The sequence below is a fragment of the Pseudomonas sp. MYb2 genome (genome assembly GCF_002979955.1).
GTDB lineage: Bacteria > Pseudomonadota > Gammaproteobacteria > Pseudomonadales > Pseudomonadaceae > Aquipseudomonas.
Window position 1 is genome coordinate 1 of the sequence record NZ_PCQC01000017.1, and the last position, 23,267, is coordinate 23,267.

At 53.9% G+C, this 23,267-nt stretch carries 19 protein-coding genes and 3 pseudogenes; 14 read left to right on the forward strand and 8 right to left on the reverse strand.

What is annotated here, in order from left to right; genetic code table 11:
• The 13 genes and pseudogenes from CQ009_RS23045 to CQ009_RS23110 all read left to right on the forward strand — a co-directional run.
• Positions 1 to 459 (forward strand): annotated as a pseudogene (locus CQ009_RS23045) (type VI secretion system tip protein VgrG); the annotation flags it as partial.
• Positions 449 to 1,186: a DUF4123 domain-containing protein gene (locus CQ009_RS23050; RefSeq protein WP_064392900.1), complete on the forward strand. Its 738-nt coding sequence runs from the start codon at positions 449 to 451 to the stop codon at positions 1,184 to 1,186. The pseudogene CQ009_RS23045 and the gene CQ009_RS23050, both read left to right, overlap by 11 nt.
• Positions 1,186 to 5,841 (forward strand): RHS repeat-associated core domain-containing protein, encoded by a 4,656-nt coding sequence (locus CQ009_RS23055; protein WP_105708809.1) that lies wholly within the window; start codon positions 1,186 to 1,188, stop codon positions 5,839 to 5,841. Before CQ009_RS23050 ends, CQ009_RS23055 begins: the two co-directional genes overlap by 1 nt.
• 3 nt (positions 5,842 to 5,844) lie before the next feature.
• On the forward strand, positions 5,845 to 6,150 hold the full coding sequence (locus CQ009_RS23060) for a hypothetical protein (protein ID WP_034152547.1): 306 nt from the start codon (positions 5,845 to 5,847) through the stop codon (positions 6,148 to 6,150).
• A 184-nt stretch (positions 6,151 to 6,334) separates the two neighbouring features.
• Positions 6,335 to 8,068 (forward strand): annotated as a pseudogene (locus CQ009_RS23065) (RHS repeat-associated core domain-containing protein); the annotation flags it as partial.
• Between the two features lie 395 nt (positions 8,069 to 8,463).
• Entirely contained in the window at positions 8,464 to 8,901 is a 438-nt protein-coding gene (locus CQ009_RS23070; protein ID WP_064392902.1) for an SMI1/KNR4 family protein, read from the forward strand.
• Positions 8,902 to 9,098: 197 nt separating this feature from the next.
• Positions 9,099 to 9,762, forward strand: a pseudogene (locus CQ009_RS23075) (IS4 family transposase); the annotation flags it as partial.
• A gap of 57 nt (positions 9,763 to 9,819) precedes the next feature.
• The gene (locus CQ009_RS23080) at positions 9,820 to 10,263 is read left to right on the forward strand and encodes an SMI1/KNR4 family protein (RefSeq protein WP_064392903.1); all 444 of its coding nucleotides are present in this window, start codon (positions 9,820 to 9,822) and stop codon (positions 10,261 to 10,263) included.
• A 265-nt stretch (positions 10,264 to 10,528) separates the two neighbouring features.
• Positions 10,529 to 10,960, forward strand: coding sequence for a hypothetical protein (locus CQ009_RS23085; protein ID WP_064392904.1), 432 nt, complete (start codon positions 10,529 to 10,531; stop codon positions 10,958 to 10,960).
• 295 nt (positions 10,961 to 11,255) lie between these two features.
• Positions 11,256 to 11,621: an immunity 22 family protein gene (locus tag CQ009_RS23095; protein WP_256585477.1), complete on the forward strand. Its 366-nt coding sequence runs from the start codon at positions 11,256 to 11,258 to the stop codon at positions 11,619 to 11,621.
• 359 nt (positions 11,622 to 11,980) lie between these two features.
• On the forward strand, positions 11,981 to 12,292 hold the full coding sequence (locus CQ009_RS23100) for a hypothetical protein (RefSeq protein WP_105708810.1): 312 nt from the start codon (positions 11,981 to 11,983) through the stop codon (positions 12,290 to 12,292).
• Between the two features lie 163 nt (positions 12,293 to 12,455).
• Complete coding sequence (locus tag CQ009_RS23105; protein WP_064392906.1) at positions 12,456 to 12,926, forward strand: hypothetical protein; 471 nt, start codon at positions 12,456 to 12,458, stop codon at positions 12,924 to 12,926.
• Between the two features lie 57 nt (positions 12,927 to 12,983).
• Positions 12,984 to 13,481 carry a hypothetical protein gene (locus CQ009_RS23110; RefSeq protein WP_105708811.1) on the forward strand — a complete coding sequence of 166 codons (498 nt, stop codon included), beginning with the start codon at positions 12,984 to 12,986 and terminating at the stop codon, positions 13,479 to 13,481.
• Positions 13,482 to 13,520: 39 nt separating this feature from the next.
• Here CQ009_RS23110 and CQ009_RS23115 read toward each other — a convergent pair whose 3' ends face one another.
• Entirely contained in the window at positions 13,521 to 14,333 is an 813-nt protein-coding gene (locus CQ009_RS23115; RefSeq protein ID WP_105708812.1) for a VanW family protein, read from the reverse strand.
• Positions 14,334 to 14,558: 225 nt separating this feature from the next.
• Here CQ009_RS23115 and CQ009_RS23120 point away from each other — a divergent pair, with 225 nt between their 5' ends.
• Positions 14,559 to 15,362 (forward strand): glycosyltransferase, encoded by an 804-nt coding sequence (locus CQ009_RS23120; protein WP_064392909.1) that lies wholly within the window; start codon positions 14,559 to 14,561, stop codon positions 15,360 to 15,362.
• Positions 15,363 to 15,699: 337 nt separating this feature from the next.
• Here the strand turns inward: CQ009_RS23120 and CQ009_RS23125 are convergent, their stop codons facing one another.
• The 7 genes from CQ009_RS23125 to CQ009_RS23160 form a co-directional block, all read right to left on the reverse strand.
• Complete coding sequence (locus CQ009_RS23125) at positions 15,700 to 16,284, reverse strand: hypothetical protein (protein WP_064392910.1); 585 nt, start codon at positions 16,282 to 16,284, stop codon at positions 15,700 to 15,702.
• Between the two features lie 85 nt (positions 16,285 to 16,369).
• Positions 16,370 to 16,567, reverse strand: coding sequence for a hypothetical protein (locus tag CQ009_RS23130; protein WP_105708813.1), 198 nt, complete (start codon positions 16,565 to 16,567; stop codon positions 16,370 to 16,372).
• 10 nt (positions 16,568 to 16,577) lie between these two features.
• Positions 16,578 to 16,820 (reverse strand): hypothetical protein, encoded by a 243-nt coding sequence (locus tag CQ009_RS23135; protein WP_064392912.1) that lies wholly within the window; start codon positions 16,818 to 16,820, stop codon positions 16,578 to 16,580.
• Between the two features lie 167 nt (positions 16,821 to 16,987).
• Entirely contained in the window at positions 16,988 to 18,055 is a 1,068-nt protein-coding gene (locus CQ009_RS23145; RefSeq protein WP_105708814.1) for a lipocalin-like domain-containing protein, read from the reverse strand.
• Complete coding sequence (locus CQ009_RS23150) at positions 18,045 to 20,516, reverse strand: FtsX-like permease family protein (protein WP_105708815.1); 2,472 nt, start codon at positions 20,514 to 20,516, stop codon at positions 18,045 to 18,047. Before CQ009_RS23150 ends, CQ009_RS23145 begins: the two co-directional genes overlap by 11 nt.
• Positions 20,513 to 21,166: an ABC transporter ATP-binding protein gene (locus tag CQ009_RS23155; RefSeq protein ID WP_105708816.1), complete on the reverse strand. Its 654-nt coding sequence runs from the start codon at positions 21,164 to 21,166 to the stop codon at positions 20,513 to 20,515. The genes CQ009_RS23150 and CQ009_RS23155 overlap by 4 nt, the downstream gene beginning before the upstream one ends.
• 199 nt (positions 21,167 to 21,365) lie before the next feature.
• The gene (locus CQ009_RS23160) at positions 21,366 to 23,063 is read right to left on the reverse strand and encodes a sulfatase-like hydrolase/transferase (protein WP_105708817.1); all 1,698 of its coding nucleotides are present in this window, start codon (positions 23,061 to 23,063) and stop codon (positions 21,366 to 21,368) included.
• Positions 23,064 to 23,267: the final 204 nt, after the last annotated feature.

Here is a 23,267-nt window from a genome sequence, read left to right on the forward strand (position 1 = left end):
AAGAACAGTTACAGCGAATTCAAAGCCGAAGAACACCATACCGTCTACGAAGACCGCAAAGTCGAAGCCCGCGCCAACGACCACCTCACCGTGGGCGTGAACCAACACATCAAAATCGGCACCGGTCAGTTCATCGACGCTGGCCAGGAAATTCATCTCAGCAGCGGCATGAAAGTGGTGATGGAAGCCGGCGCAGAGCTGACCCTGATCGGCGGCGGCAGCTTCATCAAGATCGACGCCGGCGGCGTGACCCTGAGCGGCCCGGTGATCAACATGAACTCAGGCGGCAGCCCAGGGAGCGGCACTGGCGCCGCCCCGCTGATACCCGGAATCCTGAAACAGGCCGACGCCGACAAGGCCGGCCAGGTCCTGACCCCGGCCCAGATCAACACCCTCAAACGTAACGCGCCGTTCTGCGAAGAATGCGAAAAATGCAAGGCAGGTGCCTGTGCCATCTGATCGAATTACGCCCAAGGACTGGCTGGCGCAACAGCCGTTGCAGACTGGCGAGCGTTTGTATCTGGTCATTAGCGCAGCAAGCGATTCCGACGCGCTGAAAAACCTCTACCTCACCGAACCCTCCGCCCAACTCCTGCCGATCTGGGGCGGCACGCCCTACTCCACCTGGCAACCGGTGATGCCCTACGTCACCGAGCTCAAAGCCAATTCCGCGTTCCTGCCGTGGATCGCTGAAACCGACGCCCTCGACTGGGGTTGGCTGGCGGTATCGCGTTCGGAGCCGAACGAAGTGTTCGAGCATCTGCGCAGCCTGACTCAGGTGAAGATGCCGGATGGGACCGAGGTGTTTTTCCGGTTTTGGGATGGGCGGCATATCTACCCGATTCTGCATGGGCTTGGGGAGAAGGCCGGGGAAGTACTGCCGATGTTTGAGCGGTATCTGATTAATGGGCAGTCGCTGGAGGTTGGGACGCGGGTTGTGCCGAAGGTGAAGGATTGGCCGTGGTGGGAGGTGCCGAAGCCGTTACTGGACGGCTTGGCCAAGGAAAATCCGACGACGCTGATCAGCAACTTGATGCAGTGGCTGGAAGAAGACCGACCGGACATTTACACCGCTTGGCCCGAGAACAACCTGAAGCTGAAAGTCAGCCGTTTCGTGCGCCGTCCGGACGCACCGAAAAACCTTAAAGAAGCACTGTTAAATCACCTGATTCTGGAGCAAGGCTGATGGATCGCGTTGCCTTTGTTGACAACCAACTGAACACCTTCAAGGACAGTCTGAAGCTGTATCAGGAACAAACCAAAACCTGGTACGCGCGCGTCGCCGACAAGGCCAGTCGGGCCGCTGATATGCCTTCCCTGCTGGGCATGGAGCGAGTAATCAAGGTTGGTGACTCGAGCAAAGCGGTGAGCATGACCGACGGCAATTTCACTTCGAACGTGGCGCAGTGCCCGCTCAAGGGGCCGTTGCTGATCGAAAGTAAATTCGAGTCGGTTTACGACATTCCGGTAGGCGATATCGAAGTCGAAATTGTCGCCGTGGAAGGTGGTGCAGTCAGCAAGGTCAAACTCGACGCACAAGGCAAAGCCGCCTGGACAGGTGGTATTCCCGGCAAGTTCTACAAGATTCGCGTTCATAACGAAGTGACGCCGGCGCAGATCGATGCGCTGTTCAGCTCCTACAGCGGCGTGACAGCTGACCTGGAAGGTTTTCTGCGCAAGGAGTGGGCAGGTTTCAAACCGCAATGGTCGAACCTTTCCACCTCGGGCACTGCAATGGCGATTGGTACCGGCATTCTTGAAGGTGGCTGGGAGGCCATCAAGGGTGTGTGGGATGGCATCAATCAGGTGCTCGACATCCTGCAGGATCCGGGCAAGTTCGCGAAGGATCTTGGCGCGGGTGCGGATGAACTGATCAAAGTTGCCAAAAGCTCGCCGGACATCATGAAAAAGGCCATGTTGCTGGCCAGCGACGAAGCTGCTTTGTTCCTGTTGGTACGCAGCGCCGTGATCTGGCTGGCGGGCTTGCCGCCGATGAAGATGGCGGGCGACATAGCGAAAACCACCACGGCAATGGTCGTTGGTATCGCCATCGACATTGTGATCGGCGTAGTACTGACCATCGCTGCTGAAGGCACCGGCGTTATCTACCTGATCGCCCGCTTGAAGAAGTACGGTGAGCTTGTCCTCAACGCCGTCATCGGTTTTGTGAAGTCGCTGTTCAAGATCATCAATGGCTTTATGGAGTACGTCGCGAAATACACTGCTGTTGCGGCGCGTGGTGTGACGGCTAAGGTGAGAAATGGCATTTCCGAGTTGCGGTTTGATGGGAAGAAAAACGCGAAACTCGCGGATGGCAAAATAGCTGACGATGCCTCCAAGCAGGCGAAGACGCCGGCCGACAAAAGTGCAGAACCTGCCGCCGAGACTTGCACTAACGGATGCCCGGTTTCGATGGTGACCGGCGAAGAGCTGTTGACGCTGACCGACGGTCAACTCGACGGGCTACTGCCGTTTGAGTGGACGCGTCTCTACAGAACCAGTGCCGTGGAAATTGATTGCGGTCTGGGTTATGGCTGGAGCCATGCACTGGCTCATCGCATTGACATCAATGGCGATGAAGTCATCTGGACTGACCACGAAAACCGCGCAACGCCGTTCCCGCTCCCGAGTGAACAACGTCCAGCGATCACTAACAGCCTTTCAAAAGCTGCCATTTTCCTCGGTGACGATCCATCGGAACTAATTCTAGCGCAAGCCGGCAAGCGTCCGTCGTTCTATCACTTCCGTTTCAACAGCAAAGGCACCACCCTAATCGCCATCAGCGACAGCTATGGCAATCGACTGCACGTCACACGCGATATCCATGGTCGTATCAAACGCCTCGACAACGGCGCCGGTCGCGCCCTGCTTCTACGTTACGACCGCAAACACATTGTTGCGGTCGACTATCAGCAGTTCCTGCCCGCAGACAATCTGGAAGACGCCTGGAATACAGTGCAGACGCTGGTGACCTACAGCTACGACGCCCAGCATCGTCTGATCGAAGCAAAGAACGCAGCCGGCGAAGCCGAGCGCTATCGCTACAACGAACAGCACGTCATTCTCGAGCGGCAACTGGCGGGCGGCGCTGCGTTCTACTGGGAGTGGGAGAACGAGGGGAAGCTGTCTCGCTGCATCTGTCACTGGGCCAACTTCTCGCAGATGGAAGCGCACTACGCCTGGGATGACAAAGGCAGCGTGACTGTCACCAACGCCGACGGCAGCGAAGAGGTGTACACCCACGATGATCAGGCGCGACTGATCAGCAAGGTCGACCCGGACGGTGCCGAGCATCTCAAGGCCTACAACGACAAAGGCCAATTGATAGCGGAAAAGGATCCGTTGGGCGCCGTCACCGAGTACCGCTACGACGACAACGGCTTGATGACAGCCGTCATCCCGCCGGAAGACCAAGCCACCACCTATGAATACATCAACGGTTTCGTCAGCGATGTGCATCGCGGCAAAGCCAGTTGGAAGTATCAACGCAACCGTCAGGGCGATATCACCCAACAAATCGACCCGGACGGCAATGCCACGCTATACAGCTACGACGGCCAGGGGCGTCTGCTGGAGATTCGCCACCCGGACGGCAGCCGTCATCAACTCGGCTGGAACAATCTCGGCCAGTTGCTGGAAGAACGCCTGCCCGATGGCGGCCAGCGCAAATATCGCTACGACGCACTGGGTCGGCAGATCACCCGCCAGGAAGAATCCGGCGCCATTACCCAATATCAATGGGACGCAGCCAATCGTCTTGCCCAAGTCACGCTACCGGGCGGTGCAACCCGTGCGTTTACCTATAACGCTTACGGTAATGTCACCGCTGAACGCGATGAACTCGGCCGCATCACTCGGTACGAATATGCCGAAAATCTGCATCTGGTCAGTCGCCGCATCAATCCCGACGGCAGCCAACTTCGCTATCGCTACGACAACTCGCGTTTGCTGCTGACTGAAATCGAAAACGAGCGCGGCGAGCAATATCACCTCGATTACTACGCCAACGGCCTGATCCAGCAGGAAACCGGTTTCGACGGTCGTCGTACGGCTTACGAGTATGACCTCAACGGCCAACTGCTGAAGAAAACCGAGTTCGGCGACGATGGCAGCGAACTGGTCACTGAGTATCAGCGCGATGCTGCTGGTCGGCTGCTGGTGAAAACCCTGGCCGATGGCGAAGAAATCCACTACAGCTACGACGCCCTCGGTCGCCTAGTAAACGTCGACGACGGCCACTGGCCGCTCGCCTACAAATACGACCTGCAAGACCGCCTCATCGAAGAACACCAAGGTTGGGGCACCCTGCGCTACGAGTACGATAGCGTTGGTCAGCTCAAACACTGCCGCCTCCCTGACGGCAGCAAACTCGATTACCGTCACCAACCGGGCGGGCAACTGAGCAACATCGACCTCAATGGCTCGCGCCTGACCTCTCATCAGTTCAGCGCCGGTCGCGAACAACAGCGTCAGCAAGGTCTGCTGCTCAGCCAATATCAATACGACGAACAAGGTCGCCTGCAAGCACACAGCGTCAGCAAACGGGACAAAAACCTGTTCCAGCGCCGTTATAACTACGACGCCAATGGCAATCTCGCGGGCATCGATGACAGCCGCAAAGGCAACCGCAGCTATCACTACGACCCGCTCGACCGACTGATCAGCGTGCGCGGTGCTACTCCGGAAAGCTTCGCTCACGATCCGGCGGGCAACTTGCTTGGCCAAAGCAATGAAGGCACCGCCAACCTCGCCAACGTCAAAGGCAACCGCCTGCTGATGCAGGGTGATCGTCACTACGAGTACGACGCGTACGGCAACCTGAGTCGCGAACGCCGTGGCACAGGACAGAAACTCGTCACCGAGTATCGTTACGACTGCCAGCACCGCTTGATCGGCGTTAGCCTGCCGGGTGGCAGCACTGCAACCTACAATTACGATGCCTTCGGTCGACGTATCAAAAAAACCGTCGACGGCCACATCACCGAATTCCTTTGGCAAGGCGAGCGCTTGATCGCTGAAAGCGCCGAGAACCGCTACCGCAGTTACATCTATGAACCGGGCAGCTTCCGTCCGTTGGCCATGCTCGACGGCGAAGGCCCACGTAAAGCCACCCCGTTTTACTACCAACTCGACCACCTCGGCACACCGCAGGAACTCACCGACTACAGCGGCGAGATCATGTGGTCGGCGAAGTACCGAGCCTACGGCAACCTCGTAGCGCTGGACGTCAACGAAATCGATAACCCGTTGCGGTTCCAGGGTCAGTATTTCGATGCGGAGACGGGGTTACATTACAACCGCCACCGCTACTACAATCCGGGAACTGGACGGTTTTTGACGCCGGATCCGATCAAGCTTGCGGGTGGGTTGAATAGCTACCAGTACGTGCCTAACCCTACGGGGTGGGTGGATCCGCTTGGTCTAAACACTTGCCCTGGTGGGGATAAGTGCATTCCTGGCCAAGGTGCCGAGCCTCCAGAGCAAAAAGCCAAGGTTAGCGATGGATCCCCGCCTCCTCCAGACGTTCAATGGACAAACCATGGAAATAAACATGTGGCCCCTAAGGCTCCTTGGCCTTCTGTCGTAAAATCCACTGCCAATGGAGGTGCAGCGAAATATGTGCCGGGCACAGATATAGAAGCATTAGAACGGCACGCGTTTGCAAACGGACAAGATGTCAATAATGGAAAACCATGGAAAGTCATTGATATGGGAAAAACTATCGGTGCTAACGACGGAAAAGAAACCCGGTACATGAGGGTGGAATTGAGTGCGAACACCATACATGGACATCCGATATCTGAAGAAGCCTTCAAAAAACTAACCAAGAAGAAAAAATAATCGATGAACATTGATAAAATAATAACGCTCGGCGGAACAATTACTTTCGATGATCTCTCCACATTAGTTGGAAGCGACATCAAACTTATTACCGACGATTTAAAAGAAGATCTATTACAGGCATCACTGCCACTCGAACAAATAATTGATATTGGATGGTACCCAGAATTCAGCGAAAATGGCTCCTTTAGAATCTCGCTAATTTCAGATCAAAACTGGGAGTCGCCCACGCACAGCGAAAGCGCGAAAACTTGGACTGAACTTGAAAGAGCGTTAGATCACACTCTGAATAAAATAAAAAAACCTTAATATTTACGCAGGCGTAAAATAGATCTTTCGTAAAAAACACCACTCCCGAAAACTTTAGGCCTATTTACCGCTTATCATTACAATAATAAAAATTATAAAAGTTCAACTGAAAATGAGACAGTTTCATTTGCTGCACTCAAGAGAAACCAGCCCTTTTTTTAGAAAATAAATTTGTCCCCTTTCTTCGCACTACCAGTGGGATGCTGCTAACCGTCTGGCACAGATCACCCTGCCCGGCGGCGCTACCCGTGCGTTCACCTACAACCCATACGGCCGCGTCACTGCAGAACGCGACGAACTGGGGCGCATCACTCGCTATGAGTACGCCGACAATCTCCATCTGGTCAGCCGTCGTATCAATCCGGACGGCAGCCAACTGCGCTATCGCTACGACAACGCACGCCTGCTGCTTACCGACATCGAAAACGAACGCGGCGAACACTATCAACTCGATTACTACTCAAATGGGCTGGTCCAGCAGGAAACCGGTTTCGACGGGCGTCGTACCGCTTACGAGTACGACCTCAACGGCAAACTGTTGAAGAAAACCGAGTTTGGTGACGACGGCAGTGAATTGGTGACCGAGTATCAGCGCGATGCCTCTGGTCGCCTGCTGGTCAAAACCCTGCCCGACGGCGAGGAAATTCACTACAGCTACGATGCACTTGGCCGTCTGGTCAATGTGGACGATGGTCATTGGCCGCTTGCTTATGAATATGATGTGCAGGATCGACTGATCACCGAGCATCAGGGCTGGGGCACCACGCGTTACGAATACGACAGCGTCGGCCAACTCAATCACTGCCGCCTGCCGGATGGCAGCACACTCGATTACCGCCACTTGTCCGGCGGTCGGCTGAGCAGCATCGACCTCAACGGGTCGCGCCTGACTACGCACCAGTTCGACGCTGGCCGTGAACAGCAGCGCCAACAAGGCGTGCTGCTCAGCCAATATCAGTACGACGAACAGGGAAGGCTTCAAGCGCACACCGTAGGTCAGCAGAATCGCAATCTGTTCCAGCGCCGCTACGCCTACGATGCAAACGGCAACCTGGCCGGCATCGATGACAGCCGCAAAGGAAACCGCAGCTACCACTATGATCCACTGGATCGTCTGGTCAGCGTTCGCGGCGCCACCCCCGAAACCTTCGCTCATGACCCGGCCGGCAACTTGCTCGGCCAAAGCGATCTGCCAACTGCGAACCTCGCCAACGTCAAAGGTAATCGCCTGCTTATGCAAGGCGACCGGCATTACGACTACGACGCCTACGGCAACCTTAGTCGCGAACGCCGTGGTACCGGACAGCAACTGGTCACCGAATACCGCTACGACTGCCAGCATCGCTTGATTGGCGTCTCGCTGCCCGGTGGCAGCACCGCAAGCTACAAGTACGACGCCTTTGGTCGTCGCATTGAGAAGACCGTCGATGGTCAGACCACAGAGTTTCTCTGGCAAGGTGAACGCCTGATCGCCGAAAGTGCCGAGAATCGCTATCGCACCTACATCTACGAGCCTGGCAGCTTCCGCCCATTGGCAATGCTCGATGGCGAGGGCCCCCTCAAGGCAACCCCGTACTATTACCAACTTGACCACCTCGGCACACCTCAAGAACTCACCGACTACAGCGGCGAAATCATGTGGTCGGCGAAATACCGTGCCTATGGCAACCTGGCCACCTTGGACATCGCCGAAATTGATAACCCTCTGCGCTTCCAGGGTCAGTATTTCGATGCCGAGACGGGATTACATTACAACCGGCACCGCTACTACAATCCCAGCACCGGGCGGTTTTTGACACCGGACCCGATCAAGCTTGCGGGTGGATTGAACAACTATCAGTATGTGCCTAACCCTACGGGGTGGGTGGACCCGTTGGGGCTGGATAACTGTCCGGGGGGACCAGGATGCGAAATTCCTCCATCCGTAGAAGATCCCGTTACGAAAGCCAAAGTCGATACAGGAGAACCCGCCGCTCCCACTTCTACGGGCTATGGCCCTAATGATCCAGCAGTAAGGATTGAAGGTGAATGGTCTACAAATGACCTGAAACAAGCACTGCTTGGCCACCCGCCGAGAGGACTTGGAAGTCCTGACCTTCATCACGCGGATCAAATGCCTGGATCAGCAATCCATGAAATATTGCCAGCGGAGCATCGCGGTAACAAAGCACTTCACCCTAATAAGTTCAATCAGGGTGTAACTCTAGAAATGAGGCAGCAGGATCGAAATCTTCACTGGTGGTATCGTGCGAGAGAACAAGGCGCAGATGAAAAGCTGCCAGAATGGATTTATGACAATCAAGGTCGCAAAAAATGAATTTTTCCGAATTTGAAGAACTTGTAAACGAAAAAAAAATGGCCAACCCAGTATGGTTTGGCTTGGAGCCAGACAGCCTAGCAAGCGAAGACAGTGTGATTTTCGCTCAAAATACACTGAACGCAACGCTGCCTATTGAATACGTACAGTTTGCGAAGCGATTTGGCGGCGGATATTTCGCATTCGGAATCGTCTACTCTCTGGATGAAAACAGCAACTTCAATATTTTAGAGATAAATAAATCCGAATCAACAACCAGAGGAACCCATATACTATTTTCCGAAAATGGAACTGGTGATTTTTATGGATTTGAAATTAAAGATAGCCAATGCCTTCCAGAGGTATATTTTTTCGATCACGAAACTGAAAAATGGCAAAAAACAAAGTACGAAAACATGCTCAGCTTCCTTGCTGAAACTGCACTATCCAACTAAAAAATCAACTAAAATCGCAAGCAGCATCAATGCTTTATTTTAAATCATGATTAAAACAATTAAGGAAAAAGGAAAAAGGGGACGGAGTCTGAGAAATCCCCGATTTTTCTTACAGTAAATCAAGAAGTTAGGAATTGAAGTGGCCTGCATGGGTCGGCAGCTTGTATTGCACCACACAAAAACAAGATCCCGATCCCATGCAGGCCATCCGATTCTTACACAGCGCGCTCGCCCAAGCACTTCCCACTGTCCATTTTCGTCGTCTGAAAACAGACGATGTGTTGTGTCAGCGCATTACTCCAAGGACGTCGGCTCACTCTGACGGGGCTTGGTCGATTCATGTCAGGCAAGGCCTACCCCAAACACGCCATCAAACGAGTCGATCGGTTGCTGGGTAGTCGGCATCTGCAAACTGAGCGTTCGCTGTTTTACTGGGTCATGTTGCGAGCCTTGCTGGGGTCGCTGAGACATCCGTTGATCCTAGTCGATTGGTCACTGATCGATGCGGCTGGAGAGTTCTTTTTGTTGCGTGCAGCCATTCCTCTGGCAGGACGTTCGTTCCCGATTTACGAGAGCGTTCATGAGCGCGAAGGTTGTCCGAAATATCAAAAACGGCTGCTGCAAACGTTGGCCGAAATGCTCCCCAAAGACTGCATTCCGGTCCTTGTAGCTGATGCAGGTTTTCGCCGGCCATGGATCAATGCCGTCGAGGCGCAAGGCTGGTATTACGTGGGTCGAGTGCGTAACCGGGACCTCTACCGCAACGACGCACGAATTTGGCTGCCGGTTAAAAACCTCTACGCCTTGGCGTCGTCCTCACCAAAATCACTGGGTCGGATCGAGATGACCCAAAGCACTCCGCACTTCATCCATTTGTACTATGAATCTATCCCCTTTTCTCCTTGAGCAAGCAGAACCATGCATAAATACCAAGACTTGATAACGAAACTCGATAACTCCGACGAAGAAACATTTTGGCTCGGACCCGCCACTGCCGAGCAAATTAAAAAACTCGAGAACATTCTAGGCATAAAGCTGCCTGAAGATTTCGTTGACTTCTTGAGTGTATGCGGTGGTGGTGCAGCAGACTTAGAAATATGCGGAATTGAGAATAATGATGCAACTCTAGATAACGGCGGAACTGTAAATTACAGCACCATGTACTGCCGTTCAGAGTTCGAATTACCTAGTCATTTTGCCGTCATTTATTTAAAAGACGACGAAGTTTGCTGGGCAATTGATTGCGGCCCCACGAAAAATGGACAGGTCATTAGCTACGATCTATTTAAGCGCAAACCGTCTAAGAAAATAGCGGAAAACTTCTATTCATTCTTTGAGGAATACGTCAAACTCAGAACTTAACTTTCAACCGTGAGTTATCTAGTAAGCAGTCGAGGCATTCCACATTATATATTCTAGATGCGTGAGGTACCCATTGCAATTTCCGATGTAAAATTTATGAATCCTGCTGGTCAGCACCAGACAAAAGGGGACAAATTTATTTTCGACACACTGAAAATAAATCTGTCCCCTTTTCTGCTTGCCCCCTTTTCCACTCAAATAAATCCGTCCCCTTTTCTCGTAAAGAGGATGGTACGATCACGCTAATACCACCTGGAGAATTTCCATGATATTTAAATCAGCCGGCACAGAAGTCAATCTAAACACGGTCACTTACAGGAGCCTTGGCTTCGGTGAGAAATCAATTCTCGAAACAAAAAAATACGAAATGACGATAAACAACGATGAGTTCCCGGAAAACTTCATCAACCATGCAAACTCATTTATTGTCGAATGCAAAATTGATGACTCTGAGCAAGGCTACGCTGACATTCCCGAACTAAAAAAAATAGGTTATCCAACCTTTAATGAAATTTTAAACGACCATCACAATTTGGCTGCCAGCCTTATAAAAGATTATCTTTACTTCGAGCTTTTTTACTTCTTATTCCCCAACTCAAGAGAGCTTAAGGTGGTTATTAACAGCATCGAAGACATAAAATCAGATGGAAGATCAATTACAATCACGGGCGACACGTATCCAGTTCAGAAAATTTAGAAAATCAAATCTACAACTCAAAGGAGAAAAACTACAATTGCAATGACAAAAAAACAGAAAAGGGGAGAGATTTATTTTCTACAAGCTGAAAATAAATCTGTCCCCTTTTCTGCTGAGCAGATCTATGAGCTACGGACCGCGATTGCTGAAGTGAAATTTGTGAACCCTACTGGTCATCATGGGGGCAAAGGGTCCACAAAAGCACATAATGAAATACTTAAAATAATTGACAATTCGAAAGATTACGGCGAGTTCCGACAGGACCTCAATGAGTGGGCGGGTCGGAGGTTAGAAGGTGGAGTTGACTCTCTCCCATCCGGCCTTAAAAATTGAGGAGAAAAAGATGAGTAATAAAAAAACAGTATCAATTTGGACTGCAAACGCCGACTGGCAGCAATCCACTCTTCGGGAAATAGTGACGCCTGCCTATTCTGACGATGGAGAATCTCTAGGATCGGAGTTCAGCAATGCATTTTCTCTGGGCTTTATTGACGACGACTTTATTGAAGCTGATTTCGTAGAGCCAACTAAAAATTTGGAAAAAGCAATCGAGGATTTTTCTTATGACTCCGATATCATCGCTGAAATAAAAAGAAAAACCTCGCTACTTCACCTGAAAAAAAATAAACACTGTTATTGCAATTTACAATTGTGCTTATAAAGGAAAAACCACAGCTTCCATATTACGAGGCATCGAATTTACATATCGAGGTCAGTTTAAATATCAAGATTAGGACACATGAGACGCAACCGATAAAGATTGAAATTTTTACTTTCCTAAGTGCCCATCGGATGACCTTTACCCTTCAACCTTAAATGCTCGTGACTAGCCTCGTCGATGTCAAAGACAAGCACCCGACGACACCCTTCCTATATGGGTAATTGCACCGTAACGAGGGACAAACCACGTTTTCTTTTTCTGAAGGTAATCTAGAAAATATGGCGATGGCGGAGCACAACAACTCCATCTAGATGGGCAAAAAGTAAACTTCGACAAACTCGACGTACTTCCGAAAAAAAATGAGAACTTTTTATGTGATTGCTAGTAAGGATATGGAGCCAAACCTCCCGCATAGCTCAAACTGGCCAAAGCTTATAGGCTACTCCTTCGCAGATAACTATTTTTACTTATCCGAAGGCAAAGGCCACGGCTTTGCCGCGAACGACATGCCTGAATCGAAGGCTAAAAGACAAGAATGGCTTGAAATATTTACAGCTTTAGACGCGACTTGGTTCCTCAACATGATTGACAACACTAACTTCACCAGCGAAACGGATTTCCGTGAAAAATTAACAGCACACATTGGCAACGTAGATATAATATTATTTTGACCAACTCGAGTTCGGTATTACACCAGCAGGCAGAAGACAAAAAGAGAACAGATTTATTTTCTACTAACTGAAAATAAATCTGTCCTCTTTTCTCTAGTTAACGTGGTCTGCCCCTGAATAATATTGAGACTCGTTGAAATCCTCACAACTGGAAAAAGCCGCAATGACGACCACTTTTGAAACAGCTTTAGAACTTCATGAAACATCTGACTTCTTTAAAGGCAATGGAAAATATTTTGCTCGCGGCTCTGACTGGGGAGATCATCTTTTCATTAGCAACTGGCAGGAAATGTGCGGAGTTTTAAAACACAAAAAAGCAGCACGACACCTGCTGACAACTATATTTCAAAATTATGCAGAACACTTAAAAGAAGATTATTCAGATGCGGAAGGATTGCTTTCAAACATAAGCGCTTACTACACACTTAAAAGCAAAATCGAATTTCTGTCAGACAATAATTACGACTTGGTTGAGAGCCTTGACGAAAACAGCAAAAAAACCATAGGGAAATTATTCCGCCTTCTTAGACAGCATTACGACATAAAAAACGAACTCTTGCCAAAATACAAATTCAATGATGAGATCAAGCGATTAAAACTCAAAGGCTGTCTAATTGACCTCGAACACCTTTGAGCAGTATTTAATGCGACTACCTCACACCACCGCACGATCAATACTTGACCAGTCCTCATGAATAAACATCAGATCACTTTAGCCAATGGATGGACAGCAACCTTTGATAACAACGGTGAATTCCGTATGGGAGCCGAAGGTTGGAGCTTGTCTTTGCAAGGGCCGGACGGCAGGAATATTCATTACTTCGCGGATCAGATCATTCTGGTCAACGATGACGACGGCACCCAGGCAAATTCATGCCTGCTTCTTTCTACTGATGGTGTTTACGGTTATTTGAGTACGGCCGTTGATAGCTGCTGGGTGATCGATTTTTCGCGATGCATGATCGCACCACACCGAGTGAATATCCGTCACTACCACGACGCCTACGATGAAAGCGTCGCAGCTTACGAGCAGCCGGCCTTCAAACGCGCGAGGCAATACATCAGCGTTGTTGGAAAGTACATTTATCTGACCTTCCCTCTAACCAAAGATGAGGACTTTCCCAAGATATGGGAGGAGTACCTCTCGATACGCAGACGCCAGCTGGATGAGTTGTATTTCAGAAACTGATCAAAGGGCGCCATCGTCAGCGAAGTGCTTTCACGCGCCCTACCCGATCAACTCATCTGCCACGTCGTACTTAACCACCACCCGATTCCGATACAACCTCACCCTCTCCACCAATTCCCCAACCTGCCCTTTTTCCCTGACCTCTCGCCAAATCTCGTTCTCGCGAAACACCCTGCTGCCTTCCCGCACAAACCGATGCGCCTCTTGAAACACGTGATAGCGATACTCCCTTACCCGATCACACAACAACTCCCCTTCGAGTTGTGTCTCGCCGACGTTCAACTTCAGCTGAAAGCTCCGATCCGTCGGGTTATGCAGCACCAGATCAACGTAGTTGTAGAAAATCGCCGCCCCGGACCCAAACGGCAGCACCCGCCCTTCATCCGGAAACGGGTCGAAGCTGTGGTTGGAACGCTCGACCACCACCAGCGGTGAATGAATCGCCATCCAGTGGATCAGGTTGCTCAGTTGGCAAATTCCACCGCCTACCCCGCGTCGAGCTTCGCCGAAAGACAGTTCCATGCCTTCAACGTAGCCGCGCTTCAAAGTCGGGCGGCCGACGAGGCGGCAGAAGGAGAAGTGTTCGCCGGGGGCGATGATGACGCCGTCGATCGCGGCGACGGCGAGTTTCAGGTTGATGACTTTGTTGTGTTGCAGGGCGAGGTCGGAGTCGCCGAGTTTGCGGATGAGTTTCGAGGTGTGTTTGAGGTAGCGATATGGCAGGCGCTCGGCCGTGGCGACGCGGCGAGCGTAGCGTTTGCCGGAGCAGCGCCAGGCAATCTGGCGGAACAGTCTTTTTTGCCACACGCGCAGCCAATACAAGGCCGGGTGGTAGAGGGAGAGTGGTTTCATCCGTGACACAACGGCGATTGCCGTTTCTTCCTTGAACCGTGATAGGGCACGCATTTTATCCGTTAATGGTTGGCAGCACCGCATGCATTTCATAAACCAGCGGTCTCAATTCGACACACTCTGCCGGTTACCCAATCTGCAAATTAAGGTTCGCCTAAGGTTGTCTCGCTAAGATCGCGGCCACGAAACCCTGTCGCCCTTGAATCGCAGATGAGCCCTTCTGTCATGAATGCCTTTAATTTGCCCACCCCACCGCAGGCCAATTTCAGTCTGGTCCTGGTCAACTACAAAACCCTGGACTTGACCCGCATGTGCCTGGAGCTTCTGCGCGAGCACGTCACGGAACAGCAGATTCCCGTGTGGGTAGTGGACAACGATTCGGCGGATGCCAGTCTCGATTACTTGCGTTCTCTGGACTGGATCAACTTGATTGAGCGGCCTTCGCCGGGTAAAGAGGCCGGACATATTGCCCATGGCAAAGCACTGGATCTGGTGCTGGACAAAGTTGCCACTGACTACCTGTTTCTACTGCACACCGACACTTTCGTTTACGACAAGGAAGTGTTTTCGATGATGATGCGCGAGTGTACAAAAACGCCGGACATCGCCGCCGTCGGTTGTGTCGAGCAAATCAATCGCGGGATGTTGCGCGATACCTGGCGTCTAACTTCGCGTTTCTGCAAACACTATGTTCGACGGGCGAAAACGCAATTGGGGCTGAAAACCAAAGAGCCAAAACCGTATAGAGAGACTCACCTGAAGAGTTTCTGCACTCTGTGGAATGCACGGTTGATGAAGTCCCAGGGGCTGCACTTCTGCATGGATGATCGGGTACCGGGTTATACGCTGCAGGATCGGATGTCGGCTCTGGGCTACGGCATCAAATTCCTGTCACCTCGGAAGATTTTCCATTATCTGGATCACATCCAGTCCGGAACCGTTGCGGCAGCAGGCACTTACGGCAAGGATCACCGCCGCACGAAGATGTATCAGGCGTCGCTTAAGCGCTTTCAGGGACAGCGAGCGTAGGCCGGGATGCTTAAAATCGGCACAAACAAAAAGGGCGACTCTAGAGTCGCCCTTTTTGTTTGCAGAATTTGTATACAACCACTTTCTGAAGGTGTTCGCCCAGTGTAATGGCCTGGCAATCCATGCACCGGTAAAGAGCCCTGACACTGGGCGAACGGAGGGGATTTTAATAGAAGTTGGCGCTTATGTCGTCATTGATAAAGATGAAATTTATGTACTAGAAAGTTAAAAAGTGTGTATCGCCGATATTTACCGAGAAACTTCCGACAACACACTTTTATATGATTGTTCTCATACCTAAACCTGTACAAGAACAATCACTCTGTAGAGTTAATGCTCAACTTTCGTGTTGACTGGTCACTTTTAAGATATCGGTGTAAGTGACGATGACGCTCTGCCCTTCTTTCAAATCTTTCAGTTTGGCTTGAATTTCAGGCTTTTTCACGTCGAGGACTTTCGATACGCCCGCCGGGTTTTGCAGGGTCACCTGATTTGTCTTCAAATCAATTTTGGTGATTTTCAATTGCACCTGAACCTGACGGTACGCTTCACCACCGGGGTTATCACTGCCCGGGGCCTTACGCAGCTCACCGGTACGTTCGGTGGTGCCAGGCAGACCTTTATCCACATCGGTGTCGAGGTAGGCGGCGACGGAACGCTGCACTTCGATGTTGACCTGATCGCCGGCCTTGAGATTGGCGAGGTTTTTCGCCTTGTCGCTGAGCTGAACATGAACCGGCTTGCCTTCGGCGCCTTCGAGCACAACCTGATGGTTAGCGGCATCGACGGAGATCACTTTGGTGGTGACCTGATCTGCTTCAACAGTGGCAGACAGCGGAATATCGGCAGCCAGGGCGCCGAAGCTGGTGGCGGACAGTACGGTTGCGAGGGTGATGGCCTTGGCCAGTGCGTTGAGCTTCATAAGCAATACTTTCCCTGTGATGAATGGCAGCGCCCGGCGCCGAATTGGCTTCGGCGACGAACGTGCCACTGAGCATAGACGCTGTTCAGGGCTTGGCTTTGGTTTGTGTCGAGGAGCTCTGTTGTTTTGCGGTGTCCTGCGCGGTGGATTCGCCGCTGGGCGTGCCTTTGCCGCTGTTTTCACGCTGTTTCGGGTCGGTGGGCCGCAGGGCGTCGTTGTCGCGTTCGGTTTCGCCCGGTGGGCGGGGTTCGTCGGGGTGTTCGCCTTGGGTGATCGGTTTCATCGGGTTGTCCTCAGGCTTCGGGGTCGTCGAGTTCACGGGCGACGTTGATGGCGGGGGAATCCTTGTGCAGGTCGTCGGCCTTGGCGCGCAGGATCTGCCATTGCTCAAGGTCGATGGCGCCTTGGCCGAGCAGGTCGTCGGCGATGCGTTGCAGATCGAAGTAATGTGCGTCGGGGGATTGCTGCCAGTAGGTCTGGTCGTCGAACAGGCGCTGCCAGGAATTCAGGTCTGGGGGTTTCAGGTCGTCGCTCATGGCTAATCCTCGGCAGATTTTTCTGTAGAGGACAACACACCAACCCAAGTTCAAACCGATCCATTGTAGGAGCTGCCGAAGGCTGCGATCTTTTGATTTTGCTTTTAAAAAACAAGATCAAAAGATCGCAGCCTTCGGCAGCTCCTACGGGGATTCGTGGGTACCTTTCAGTACCCGGTCATTTCCAGATAGCCCTGGCCGGGATGACTGCCGCTGATGTGCACCGGGCCCTCCCAATACGGGATGCGCAGGTTCATCCACGCATTGGGGTTGAGCGCGTCGAGGCTGATGTCGAGGTGTTTGTCGGGGATGCTGATCGACCATTTCACCGGCATCGCCCGGCCGGCGACGTTGGCGGTGTCTTGCGGGGTGAGCCGGATCTGCGAACTGCGCAAGGTTTGCGTCTGGCCATCGGCGGCTATCCACGTGCCGGTGAGATACGGCGCGCCGTCCTTCTGACGCATGCGATAGAGCATCACGTGTTCGCCGCTGTCCAGGTGCAGGGAAAACCAGTCCCAACCGGTTTGATTGGCGGTCAGCGGCTGGCTGCTCCATTCGCGATCGAGCCACGCGGGGCCGCTGACGGTGTAGCTCTGGCCGTCGATCTGCAATGTTCCGCTGGCCTGGAAAAACGGCTGACTGTAGTAATATGAAGCCTGACCTTCTTCGGATTTCTGGCTGAAACCCTTGTCCCCCTGCAACACCAATGGGCGGCTGGAAGTGAGGTGCAGTTGATAGGCGAAATCCTTGTCGCGTGCGCTGAGCTGCAGATCGCGCAACGGATCCTGCGCCTGACTGGCAAACCGCCAATCGTCGATCCACGCCTCGAACGGTGCCAGTTGCACACCCGCTTGCCCTACCCCGCCTCGCGCATAACGTTCGGCAGCGTGATGCACCGTGCTGGACGTCACCGCCGCATGCCCCAACCAGATCGTCTGATTGGCCCAGCCGGCCTGCTCTGCCACTGGTTTCAATGCACTGCGAAACAAGGTCCATTGCACGCCGAACTCGTTGCCCTGCGCGTCCTTCAGGTTGGCGGTGATGTACCACCACTCGATGCGAAAGCCATCGTGCGCGCCGTGATCCGCCGGAAAACCGAACACGCGCCCCGGCACCACCGGCGTAAACGCCAACGCCTGATCGCCCATCCCGGCGAAGCCTTTCTGCTCCGGCACCGATTGATCGCAACCACCGAGCAGCAACAAAACCATCAGCACAACGAGCTTAATCCTCATGGGCAAACGTCCTCAGCAGATCAGCCGGTTGCGTGCGATACAGCGAATACAGCGGCCATGCCGAAGCCAGTAACGTCGCCAACAACGCCAGCCCCATCAATTGCAGCAATTGCCACGGGAACACCCGCAATGGCAGCCGCCAGCCAAATGCCTGCACATTGATCACCGCATCCAGGCACCACGCCAGCGCGATGCCCAGCGGCAACGCCAACACCAGCGTCAGCACCGCCAGCAACCACGTCTGTCCCAGATTGAGCAGCATCAACTGCCGTCGCGTCACGCCCAGCGCCCACAACGGTGCGAGTTGGCCGAGGCGACTCTGACTCTGGGTCAGCAGGCTGATAAACAGCGCCACGCCCGCCACCGCGAGGGTCAGACTGTTCAACGCTGCCGTCGCGGCAAAAGTGCGTTCGAACACCTGAACCGACCAGCCTTTGAGCCGTGCCTGATCGACGATGCGGCTATCCTCCAACTGAAACCGTGCCTGCAATGCGCTCAGCAATGGCGGAATATGTTGCGGGTCGATGCGCAGGTTGAAGCGATTCGGCGTCAGTTGCGGCCAGCCGCGCAGCAGGTGATTGACGTTGGCGATCACGTGTCCCTTCGGGTTGCCGTAATCGGCGTAGATGCCGACGATGCGTGGCGACCACGAGCCGTTCGGCGTGGGAATCGTCAGGTGTTCGCCAGCATGTAGTTTCAGGCGTCGGGCGAGTTGCTCGCTGAGCATCACCGCATCATCCGTCGCCAGATGCCCCCACGGATCACCGCCGCTGGAATCGAGCAACGGCCAGTGCTGGCGATAATGTGCATGATCGATCACGCCGAACACCTCCGTCGGCCAGCCCTGCAACGTCACCGACACCTGCCAGTTGGGCAGCACTGCCGCGACGTTCGGCTGCTGCTTGAGCCAGCTGTACATTTCCCGGGACTGCGCCGGGTTGGTCGGGTTGATGTACAGCTCGGCGCTCAGACGCTGTTCGAGCCAGTCATCGAAGGTCTGGCGAAAACCGGCCGTCATGCTGCCGGCGCCGATATTGGCGGCGAGGGCCAGCAGCAATGCCATCAATGCCAGACTCAATGCCGGCAATTGCTGACGGCAATCGGCGAGAAACCACTGGCCGAGCACTGAGCGACTGCGCCCGAGCAACTGACTCAATATCGCACTGAGCAACACCGGCAGCGCCAACGCCGCGCCGAGTAGCAGCCCGGCCATCAACACGAAGCCGCTGGCCAGACTGTCGCCCCAGATCAAGGCCGCCAACGCAATCAATCCCAACCCCGCTGCCAGCCAACCCTGGCGCCGCAACCAACGCGCATATTGCTGATGCCAGGCTTGCGGATCGGCCACGGCCAACAACGGCAAACGCGCAGCACGCAATAGACTGTTGGCCCCAGCGAGCAAGGCGCCGAGCAGACTCAAGCCGATGCCGCTGAACCACCACCAAGGGCTCAGACGCAACTGCCCCGCCACTTCCGCGCCGTACAAACCGCGCAGGCTGGCGGCGACGTCCGGCAGCAAGACACTGGCCAACCAATAGCCGCTGATCACGCCGAATAGTCCGCCGACCAGTGCCAGCACACCCAGCTCAACGATCAGGCAAACAATCAACATCCGCGCACTGACCCCGCAGGCGCGCAACGTACGCAGCAGACCGCGCCGTTGCTCAAGCGCCAGCCCGATAGCGGCGTGGACGATGAACAATCCGACCAGAAACGAGAGAAAGCCCAAGGCATCCAGATTGAGGTGAAAGCTCTCGGTCAGGCGTGCCAGATTGTTTTCTTCGCCGCTGCTTTTGAGTTGCAACTGGCCTTTGAAGGAATCCGGCAGTTCACCTTGGAAACCCTTGGGTAACAATAGCCGCGACAGTTGCCCAGGTTGTTCGAGCAGTGTTTGCGCAACGCCGATGTCCACCAGCAAAACGCCCGGCGCCATGTCCTTTTGCACCAGCAACGGTGGCAACGACAGCCCATTCACGGTCTGCGGCGTGTCGCCTTCACGCAGATCCAGCGCTTGCAGAGTTTCCGGAGAAATCCACGTGCTGCCCGGCGGCGTGAAAAACTCGACGATCCGTTCGATGGGCAGCGCCTGCCCGGCCACCGCCGAATCGGCGGGAAGCGATACCGGCTCAATGCCCAAGAGTTGCAACCGCTGATTTTCGAAGCCCTTGAGCAGCAACCGGCCCTGCAACAGCGGCGACACCGGCCAGCCCTGTCGGCGCAGATCAACGAACCATTGTTGCGCGAACGTCGCGCCATTCGGTGTGCTCAGACTGGCCTGCGGTTCGCCGCCGATCATCTGGCTGGCGCGGGCGTAGCTGTCACGGGCCTGACTGTTCAGCGCTTCGACACCGGTGAGCAAACTGGTCGCAAGCCACAACCCGGTCAGCACACTGAAAAACTGCACCGGATGGCGTCGCCAATGGCTGAGCAGCGCGCGCAGTGTCTGACGAAAAACCATCACGTCAGCCGTCCTTTGGATAGCACCACACGCTGAGCCAATCGCGCCGCAACCCGCTGACTGTGAGTGACCATCAACAACGTGGTGGGCGTGTCGTCGAGCAATTCCAGCAACAAGCGCAGCACTTCATCACTGGTCGCCTCATCGAGGCTACCGGTGGGCTCATCGGCCAACAGCAATTTCGGCTGCGACGCCAATGCTCGGCCCAATGCGACCCGCTGCTGCTGACCACCGGAAAGTTGCTCGGGATAGCGCTTGAGCAAATCGCCGAGCCCCAGACGCTGCACCAGATGCGCCTGCCAACGCGGCTCATGCCGCCCGGCCAGACGCGCCTGAAACGCCAGGTTGTCCTCCACACGCAGACTGCCGATCAGGTTGAACTGCTGGAACACCAGACCGATTTCTGTGCGCCGCCAATTCGCCAGTTGCGCCTCGTTCATCGCCTCCAGCCGATGCTCGCCGCTGCGGATGCTGCCGCTGTCGACTTTGTCGAGACCGGCCACCAGGTGCAGCAAGGTGCTTTTGCCACTGCCGGATTCGCCCATCAGCGCCAGACTGCTGCCGGATTCGAGCGTCAGGTCGATGCCTTGCAGCACCGGCAATGGGCCTTGCGGTGTGAGATAGCTTTTGAAGACATTTTCAACACGAAGCATGCCGCCACCTGATTGGTCAGTGTGGGGCAAGGATAGCGGATGGCGATGACAGACCTGAATCTTGCGGTGAACTCAATGGCCTCATCGCTGGCAAGCCAGCTCCCACAGGGAATGAGGTTGTTCACAAATATTGAATTCACCTTAAAACGCTGTGGGAGCTGGCTTGCCAGCGATGGGGCCAGTCCTGCCAACCCAAAATCTATTGACCAGCTGCGACACTCGCCGGCGCCTGCGTCGGCGTGACAATGCTGCCCAGATCAATGTGCTTCCACTCAGGCTTGGCCCCGAGCCGCGCATTGAAGCGGTAGTTGAAGGTAAATTCATCCGCCGTCGCGACACTCAGTGGCTTGCCATAAACCGCCTCGATCCCCGCCAGGTCATAGCCCATCAACTGCAGCAGCGTCGGAAAGATGTTGTAGTGGCTGGAGCGATCCTTGTTCGCCGCCAGTTGCGCCGACCAGTCCAGCGTCTTCAACTGGCTGCCCTGGATCACCACTAGCGGAACCAGCCCTTCCTCCTCGACCGGGTCGCCGCCGCAATGGGTATTCAATCCAGGATTGCCGCGCTCATGCAGATCCTGACCGTGATCGGAGGTGTAGATCAGCGACGCGTTATTCAGATTGCCCTGAGCGAAAACCCGCGAGAAAAACTCGCCGACATTCCATAACACCGTGTTCTTGTAGGCGTTGCGATACAGCACCCAATCATCTGGCTGACCATTGAAACCGTTGCGTTCGCCGGTATCGGCCACCTCGGTGAACTGCCCGCGCGGCAAGGTCGGGCGGTAGGCCATGAACGCATCCGGGTATTTGTCATGCACCGGGAAGTGCGCGCCAACCTTGTTGATCACCACCAGCTCCGACTTGTCGTCGTTGAGCAATTCGATGAGTTTCGCCGCTGCCGCCATGTCGCGATCGCGCACGCTGGTCTGGTCAAATTGCACAAACTCGTCGATGTCCTTTTTCTCGGTTTCGGTCATCAGGTTCTGCAGATTGCCGGCGGTGCGCTGGGCGTCGATGTACACGGTGCGCAGCCCAGCCTTTTTTGCGTACTGCCAGATCGACGGCAGCGTGCTGTTGATGCGCATGTAATCGGCGCGGGTGCCGCCGTAGCGCAGGGTTACGTTGGTGTCTGCGCTGCAATTGGCGATGGACGCCGCGTAGCCGTAATTGAAGATATCGACGCCGGGACGCGCCTGTTTGAGGTTGCTGTGCACACCGAACGGCGCGTTGATGTCCAGATAATTGCCGGAGATGCTCTCGTCGATGATCAGCACGATGTCGTGATCGACGGCTTGAGTGTTACGCGTCAGCGTCACTGGTTCGCGCGGGCCGACGGTGTTGTGCAGCGCTTCATAGGCAAACAGGTTCAGATAGGCCAGCGGCGTGTACATGATCGGCAGGCCCCGCGCACCCTCACCCGCACGCAAAAACAGCACGGCACTGAGCAGCAGCACACCACACAGTGGCGCCGCCACACGCAAAGCGTTGGGAATCGCCAGCCCGTGGCGGGGTTTCAGGCCGATGCCGAACAGCAACAGCAAACCGCTGAGCACGCCACGCAAGAGCGCGTCCCGGTACTGGTACGCCGCTTCCTGGATGAAACCGCCGGAGTAAACCAATGACACGAAACCGCTGTAGGTCAGGTAGTCCGCCGTGACCCGGGTATAAACATCGAAAAACACTGCCGAGACAAACATTGCCAATGCGAACACGTGGCGAATGAGAGTTTGCCTTATATACGCCATTAGATATAACGCAAAAGTAAGCGCCAAAAACATCGCGCCAAAAAGAAGTACAGCAAAACCGAAGCCGATAGCATTTAACCGATCAATGTAATATTCGGAATAAATCAACAAATAAACAATTAAGAACAATTCTTTGGCATATCTGAACATGGCGATACCGATCGGTCAAAACGGCAGGGAGTCAAAGGTTTGTCAGTCAGAACCTGACACTAGCACCCGGCCATCAAAGCGCAAGAATTGACTGTTTTTTATAGAAAGCGTCAAAAAAACGGTGACTCAAATCTGACACAACCAAGACGCTACAAGCCTTTAAATTAGCGGCTTACGACCGTTTATCGCATATTTGAAATCTGA